At 66.0% G+C, this 6,514-nt stretch carries 7 protein-coding genes; 3 read left to right on the top strand and 4 right to left on the bottom strand.

What is annotated here, in order from left to right; all coding sequences use genetic code 11:
• Nucleotides 1–22: 22 nt before the first annotated feature.
• Nucleotides 23–841: a sulfotransferase family protein gene (locus tag Q4F04_RS07950; protein WP_303369296.1), complete on the bottom strand. Its 819-nt coding sequence runs from the start codon at nt 839–841 to the stop codon at nt 23–25.
• 140 nt (nt 842–981) lie between these two features.
• Between Q4F04_RS07950 and Q4F04_RS07955 the strand changes: the two genes are divergently transcribed.
• Together Q4F04_RS07955 and Q4F04_RS07960 are read left to right on the top strand one after the other, a co-directional pair.
• Complete coding sequence (locus tag Q4F04_RS07955) at nt 982–2,559, top strand: DUF5928 domain-containing protein (RefSeq protein WP_303369297.1); 1,578 nt, start codon at nt 982–984, stop codon at nt 2,557–2,559.
• Between the two features lie 11 nt (nt 2,560–2,570).
• Nucleotides 2,571–2,945, top strand: a complete 375-nt coding sequence (locus Q4F04_RS07960) for an HIT domain-containing protein (RefSeq protein WP_303369298.1) — start codon at nt 2,571–2,573, stop codon at nt 2,943–2,945.
• Here the strand turns inward: Q4F04_RS07960 and Q4F04_RS07965 are convergent.
• Nucleotides 2,933–3,889, bottom strand: coding sequence for an ABC transporter ATP-binding protein (locus tag Q4F04_RS07965; protein WP_303369299.1), 957 nt, complete (start codon nt 3,887–3,889; stop codon nt 2,933–2,935). The genes Q4F04_RS07960 and Q4F04_RS07965 overlap by 13 nt on opposite strands.
• 154 nt (nt 3,890–4,043) lie before the next feature.
• Between Q4F04_RS07965 and Q4F04_RS07970 the strand changes: the two genes are divergently transcribed.
• Nucleotides 4,044–4,229, top strand: coding sequence for a zinc-finger domain-containing protein (locus Q4F04_RS07970; RefSeq protein WP_303369303.1), 186 nt, complete (start codon nt 4,044–4,046; stop codon nt 4,227–4,229).
• 112 nt (nt 4,230–4,341) lie between these two features.
• Here the strand turns inward: Q4F04_RS07970 and Q4F04_RS07975 are convergent, their stop codons facing one another.
• On the bottom strand, nt 4,342–5,277 hold the full coding sequence (locus tag Q4F04_RS07975; RefSeq protein ID WP_303369300.1) for a cation diffusion facilitator family transporter: 936 nt from the start codon (nt 5,275–5,277) through the stop codon (nt 4,342–4,344).
• 95 nt (nt 5,278–5,372) lie between these two features.
• Nucleotides 5,373–6,514 (bottom strand): DNA polymerase (locus tag Q4F04_RS07980; protein WP_303369301.1); only part of this gene is annotated, 1,142 nt, incomplete at its 5' end.

Genomic DNA, 6,514 nt, shown 5'->3' on the forward strand with positions numbered 1-6,514 from the left:
CCCCTTCCCCGCTGAAGAAGGATCAGCGGCCCAGCTTCGCGTGGACCTCGTCCAGATCGACCTCGCCCTTGGGCATCTTGTTGTCGGGATTGTCGAAGTCATAGCGGAACAACTGGAAATCCTTCTTGTAGATTTCCCAGACCAGGTGTCGCGACAGGTCGTCGAAATACTCGCTGACCTTGTGCAGCCGCTTCGGTCCATGCCCTTCGGATTCGTTGAAGCGGGGCACCTCGTTCACGTCCAGCTTCACCGGCGTCTCGGCCGCGTCCAAGACCTTCTGCATCCCCTCGTTGAACTTCTCGGTGAAGAATATCCGGTCATAGCGGCCGCCGTTCACGATGAAGGTCGCGATGTGGCCGGACATGGCCGACCAGTGGATGTCCGGCTCCATCGGGCGGCGCCAGCGGATGGTGTCGCGGGCGAACAGAAGGAAACGGCGGAAGCTCGTGACCTGATCGAAGTCGAAGTTGTCCTCGGGCGAACCCACCTCGACCCCGTAGCGCTGCATGATCTGCGGGATCATGTTGCCGCGATAGCGCTTGCCGTTGCGCTGGATGCCCGCGATCTTGTCGAAGAAGGACGACAGGATCCGCGCATAGGGGTTGCGGACGCAGGTGAAGGACAGGGGCTTGCGCGCCTTCACTGCCCGGTCGATCGCCTCTTGGCTGTTGTCCTGGTTCCACTTGTGCAGACCACCGGTTGAATCGTGGATGTCGCCGTCGAAGTAGCGGCCATGGTCCGAAAAGAACATGATCTGCCCGATGGTCGAGCAGGCGCATTTCGGCACCACCCGGTAGGCCATGCTTTCGCTTTCGGTCATCCAGGTGCCGGGAAAAGCCATGGCATGAGTCCCCTGTCAGTTGAGCGGCTTGCCCCTGCCCATAAAATCGTTATGCAGCCAAGGCAACTCGCGACGCTGGATTTGTCACGATCAGGCAAGTGTTCCGCCGATGGTCGCATCGATCGAAGTGAACCCCCAAGATGGCCCGCATCGCCTTTATCCTGCTGTGCCACAAGGACCCCAAGGGGATCATCGCCCAGGCGCGCCGGCTGACCGGCTCGGGCGACTTCGTCTCGATCCACTTCGACGCGCGGGCGAACCCGGCCGATTTCGAGATGCTCCGCCAAGCCCTGGCGGACAACCCTGGGGTGACCTTTTCCACCCGCCGGCTGAAATGCGGCTGGGGCGAATGGTCGCTGGTCGGCGCCACGCTGGAAGCGGTGCGCGCCGCTGTCGCGGCCTTCCCGACCGCCACCCATTTCTACATGCTGTCGGGCGATTGCATGCCGATCAAGTCGGCCGATTACGCGCATGAGTTCCTCGACGCTCATGACCTCGACTACATCGAGAACTTCGACTTCTTCGAAAGCGACTGGATCAAGACCGGCTTCAAGGAAGAACGGCTGGTCTACCGCCACTGGTTCAACGAGCGCACCCAGAAGCGGCTGTTCTACGGCAGCTATGAATTGCAGAAGCGGCTGGGCCTGACGCGACAGGTGCCTTCGGACATCCGGGTGATGATCGGCTCGCAATGGTGGTGCCTGCGCCGCCAGACGATGGAAAAGGTACTGGCCTTCTGCGACGAGCGCCCGGACGTGGTGCGCTTTTTCCAGACCACCTGGATTCCCGACGAGACCTTCTTCCAGACGATCGTGCCCCATGTGGTGCCGCGCAAGGAAATCCGGCCGCGCACGCTGACCTTCCTGATGTTCACCGACTACGGGATGCCGGTGACCTTCTACAACGACCATTACGATCTGCTGCTGGGGCAGGACTACCTGTTCGCCCGCAAGATCAGCGCCGAGGCGATCGAGCTGCGCGAGCGGCTGGGGGCGCTGTGGAAGGCGCAGGACGTGCAGTTCGCGATCTCGAACGAGGCGGCGGGGCTTTACCGCTTCCTCACCCAGCGCGGCCGCATCGGCCGCCGATTCGGCCAGCGCTTCTGGGAGGTCGAGGGTTCGCTGGGGCGTGGCCGGACGCTGATCCTGATCGTGGCCAAGAAATGGCACGTCGCCAAGCGCCTGACCGCCGCGATCCGCTGGCACACCGACATCCCTGCGGTGGACTTCCTGTTCAACGAACTGGACGCCGAACTGCCGGACATGGGCGGGATCGAGACGACGCTGGCCAAGCGCGAACGTCACCGGCGGGCGCTGGTCAAGATGCTGTTCGTCATGTTCGACCAGCCCAGCATCGCGATCTGCCTCGATCCCTCGGCCCTGGGACTGGTGCAGGACTTCCTTGGCGACAAGGCGGAAACCCGCCTGCTGCTGATCGAGGCCGATTTCGACGACGACTATGTGCGGGGCCATATCGAGCGGGTGGGGCTGGCCGGGCAGAACAGCGCGCCCCATCAGGTGGATCGCCTGATCCCGGCGGTCCGCAGCGACCTCGAACACGAGGCCGAGCATATCCGCGACCTCGAGATCGAGGGTTTCGAGACAATCGCAAGGCACAGGGGTGAGCAGGCGAACGCCGCCGCGCTGCGGCGCCTGCTGGACGTCGATCCCGAGGTTGCCTTGACGCTCGCCCGCACCGATCATCTGTTCGACGACTGAAAGGGCCGCCCATGAGCTATGACGACAGCAACATCTTCGCCCGCATCCTGCGCGGCGAGATCCCGAACGACACCGTGGCCGAGAACGACCACGCCTTGGCCTTCCGCGACATCCGCCCGCAGGCGCCGGTCCATGTGCTGGTGATCCCCAAGGGCTCCTATGTCAGCTACGACGACTTCGCCGCCAATGCCTCGGACGCCGAGATCGTGGGCTTCCACCGGCTGGTGGCGCAGGTCGCGCGATCCGAGGGGCTGTCGCTGGCCGAAGGCAATCAGGGCTTTCGCGCGATCACCAACGCCGGTTCCCATGGCGTGCAGGAGGTGCCGCATTTCCACCTGCACCTGCTGGGCGGGCGCGCGCTGGGGCGGATGCTTCAGGCAGGCTGAGGCGCGCGGGTCAGGGTCAGGAACACTTCCTCCAGATCGGGCTGCTCGGTCGCCACGTCGATCATCGGCACGCCCCCTTGCCGCAGCGCGTCGATGACCTGATGCGCCTCGATCCCGCCCATGGGCCAGGTCAGAGCGATGCGGCCGTCGCGCCGCTGGGCGTCCACGCCCGGCGGCAGGGGCGGCAGCGCGCCCTCCCATGCACCGGGGTCCACCAGCAGCGTCTTGGCCCCTGCCCGCGCCAGCAGGCGTTCGGTCGGTTCCTGCACGATCTTGGCGCCGTGGTTGATGATGGCGATCTCGTCGCACATCTCCTCGGCTTCCTGCAGGTAATGGGTGGTCAGGATCACCGTCATCCCCTGCGCGTTCAGCTTGCGGACATTCCGCCACAGCATGTCGCGCAGGCCGATGTCCACGCCCGCCGTCGGCTCGTCCAGCACGAGGATGCGCGGCCGGTGGACCAGCGCCTTGGCCAGCAAGAGCCGCCGCTTCATGCCGCCCGACAGATGGCGCGAATAGCTGTTGGCCTGATCCGACAGGCCGACGAGTTCAAGGATCTCGTCCGTCCAGCGGTCCGCCTTGGGGACGGCGTAAAGCCCCGCCTGCACCTCAAGGCTCGCCCGAGGGGTCAGGAACGGGTCGATGACCAGCTCCTGCGGCATCACGCCGATGGCGGCGCGGGACTGCCGCGGGTTCACGTCCTGGTCGAAGCCCCAGATCGCGACCTTTCCCGAGGTCTTGCGGACCAGCCCGGCCAGAATGTTGATCAGCGTCGATTTGCCCGCCCCGTTCGGCCCCAGCAGCCCGAAGATCGACCCGCGGGGCACCACAAGGTCCACGCCCTTCAGTGCCTCCTTCGCGGGCGCCTCGCGGGATGCCGCATAGGTCTTGCGAAGCCCGGTCAGGCGGATGGCGGCGTCGGGCGGGGTGAACGTCTTGGACATGGCGCACCTTTGGGCCGCCCGGCTTGCGATGGGGCGGGGGCTGGCTAGAATGGCCCCCATCAAACCGGCCTTCCCCCGCCAGCACAAGAGAGCCCCGATGCGCCATCCCGTGACCGAGACCCCGCTGTCCACCAACCAGGACCCGGCCGCCGAGGTGCTGCCCGCGCCGGAAACCGCCGTGGTGACAAGCTGGAAGGTGTCCTGCTCGGGCGACGAGGCGCGGGGCACCGGCCATCCGCTGGTGTGGCTGGCGATCTCGCCCGACACCGGCTGGGTCGATTGCGGCTATTGCGACAAGCGCTTCATCATCGACCGCGACCATGCGGGCGGGGACCACTGAGGGCGCCCTGCCCTGAGGGCCGGTTCTTCTTTCCGACTGAAATATCCCGGGATCGTTGTATAGGACGATGAGGGCAGCGCCCTGCCTGCAAGGGTGCCGCAGGCGTTGCGCCTCAGTGATGGGCGTGCGCGTGCCCCACGACATCGTCGGCGCAGCCTGTCGAGGGGCTTTCCGTCTCGATGGTGGAATGGGTGATCCCGTGGTCGCGCAGCACGGACTTGACTGCCAGCCGGGCCGCATGGGGGTCGGCGCCATCGGCCACGACAAGATGCATCTCGGCTGACAGCCGCCGCTCGTCGATTTGCCACAGGTGCAGGTGGTGCAGGTCCTCGACCCCCGGAACGGACCTGATCGCGTCCCGCAGGGCAGAATCGTCCACATGGGCGGGCGCGCCCAGCATCAGCATCCGCAGGATCGGGCCGATGTCGCCCTTGATGTGCCACAGGATCACGACCGAGATCAGGATCGTCAGGATCGGGTCCGCGATGCGCCAGCCGAAGGCGAGGATCAGCGCGCCGCCCAGCAGCACCGCCACCGACACCCCCGCATCGGCCAGGTTGTGCAGATAGGCGGCACGGATGTTCACGCTCTCCTTCGCCAGTCGCGCCGTCAGCAGCGCGGTTCCGATATCGACCACCAGCGCCAGCCCCGCCAGCGCCATCACCAGCCCGCCCGCGACATCCGGCGGATCAGCCAGCCGGCCCAGCGCCTCGATCATCAGCCAGACCGACACGGCGATCAGGGCGAGGTAGTTGACGAAGGCTGCCACGATCTCGGCCCGGCCCCAGCCGAAGCTCATCGCCGGGCTCGGCCGGCGTGTCGCCAGCTTCCTCGCGCCGAAGGCCAGCACCAGCGCCAGCGCATCCGACAGGTTGTGCACCCCGTCCGCCACCAGGGCAGTGGAATCCGCCGCCAGCCCGCCGATGATCTGCGCTGCCGTCAGGGCGAGATTGATGACGACTGCCCAGAGCAGGGCGCGATCCCCCATCCCCTCGCCGTGCGAATGGCTGTGGCCTGCGTGGTGGCCGTGGGAATGATCATGCGGCATAGGCGCCTGCTTTCGAGGTCAGGACCGGGGCGCTGCCCCGGACCCCGGGATGTTTGGACAAAGAAGAATATCCTTGAAGGCGCAAGCGCGCTTCATCAATGCGCCTCAGCCCAGGTGCGACCCGCGCCTGCGTCCACGACCAGCGGCACCGACAGGTGGACGGCAGGGAGATGGGCGTTCTCCATGATCTCGCGGGCGATGGCGATCAGGGGTTCGACGGCGGAGTCCTCGGCCTCGAAGACGAGTTCGTCGTGGACCTGCAGCAGCATCCGCGCGGACAGGTGCTCGATGGCCTTGGGCATCCGGATCATGGCGCGACGGATGATGTCGGCGGCCGTCCCCTGGATCGGCGCGTTGATCGCCGCGCGCCGCGCCCCCCCGGCGGCAGGACTCGAGGAGGAGATGCCCGGCGTGTGGATGCGGCGGCCGAACAGGGTGCGGACGTAGCCCTGCGATTTCGCTTCCTTCGTGGTGCGGTCCATGTAGGCGCGGATTTCCGGGAAGCGCTTGAAATAGGTGTCGATGAACTCCTGCGCCTCGGCTCGTGGAATCCGCAGGTTGCGCGACAGCCCGAACGACGAAATCCCGTAGATCACGCCAAAGTTGATGGCCTTGGCCCGGCGGCGGATCATCGGGTCCATCCCTTCAACCGGGACGCCGAACATCTGGCTGGCCGTCATCGCGTGGATGTCGATCCCTTCCGCAAAGGCCTGCTTCAGCGCCGGAATGTCGGCCATATGCGCCAGAATCCGCAGTTCGATCTGGCTGTAGTCGAGGCTGACCAGCCTGCGCCCCTCGGGTGCCACGAAGGCCTCGCGGATGCGGCGGCCTTCATCGGTCCGCACGGGGATGTTCTGCAGGTTCGGGTCGGTGGACGCCAGCCGCCCGGTCGAGGCGCCGGCGATGGAATAGCTGGTGTGGACGCGCCCCGTTTCCGGATTCACGAAGGTCGGCAGCGCGTCGGTATAGGTCGATTTCAGCTTCGACATGGCCCGCCAGTCGAGGATCTTCGCGGGGAGTTCGTGCCCCTCGGCCGCGAAATCCTCCAGCACGTCGGCGCTGGTGGACAGCGCGCCCGACTTGCCCGACTTGGTCCCGGCCAGCCCCATCTGGTTGAACAGGATGTCCCCAAGCTGCTTGGTCGAGCCGAGGTTGAACTTGCCGCCCGCCAGCGCGTAAGCCTCATCCTCAAGCTGCGCCATCTTCTGGGCGAAGGCGCCGGACATGCGGTTGAGGT

Origin of the sequence: Paracoccus sp. (in: a-proteobacteria), from assembly GCF_030536915.1 — a bacterium.
Lineage (GTDB): Bacteria > Pseudomonadota > Alphaproteobacteria > Rhodobacterales > Rhodobacteraceae > Paracoccus.

Coding starts and splice junctions, on each gene's coding strand:
- Q4F04_RS07950 (WP_303369296.1), bottom strand. CDS start 841: ATGGCTTTTCCCGGCACCTGGATGACCGAAAGCGAAAGCATGGCCTAC.
- Q4F04_RS07955 (WP_303369297.1), top strand. CDS start 982: ATGGCCCGCATCGCCTTTATCCTGCTGTGCCACAAGGACCCCAAGGGG.
- Q4F04_RS07960 (WP_303369298.1), top strand. CDS start 2,571: ATGAGCTATGACGACAGCAACATCTTCGCCCGCATCCTGCGCGGCGAG.
- Q4F04_RS07965 (WP_303369299.1), bottom strand. CDS start 3,889: ATGTCCAAGACGTTCACCCCGCCCGACGCCGCCATCCGCCTGACCGGG.
- Q4F04_RS07975 (WP_303369300.1), bottom strand. CDS start 5,277: ATGCCGCATGATCATTCCCACGGCCACCACGCAGGCCACAGCCATTCG.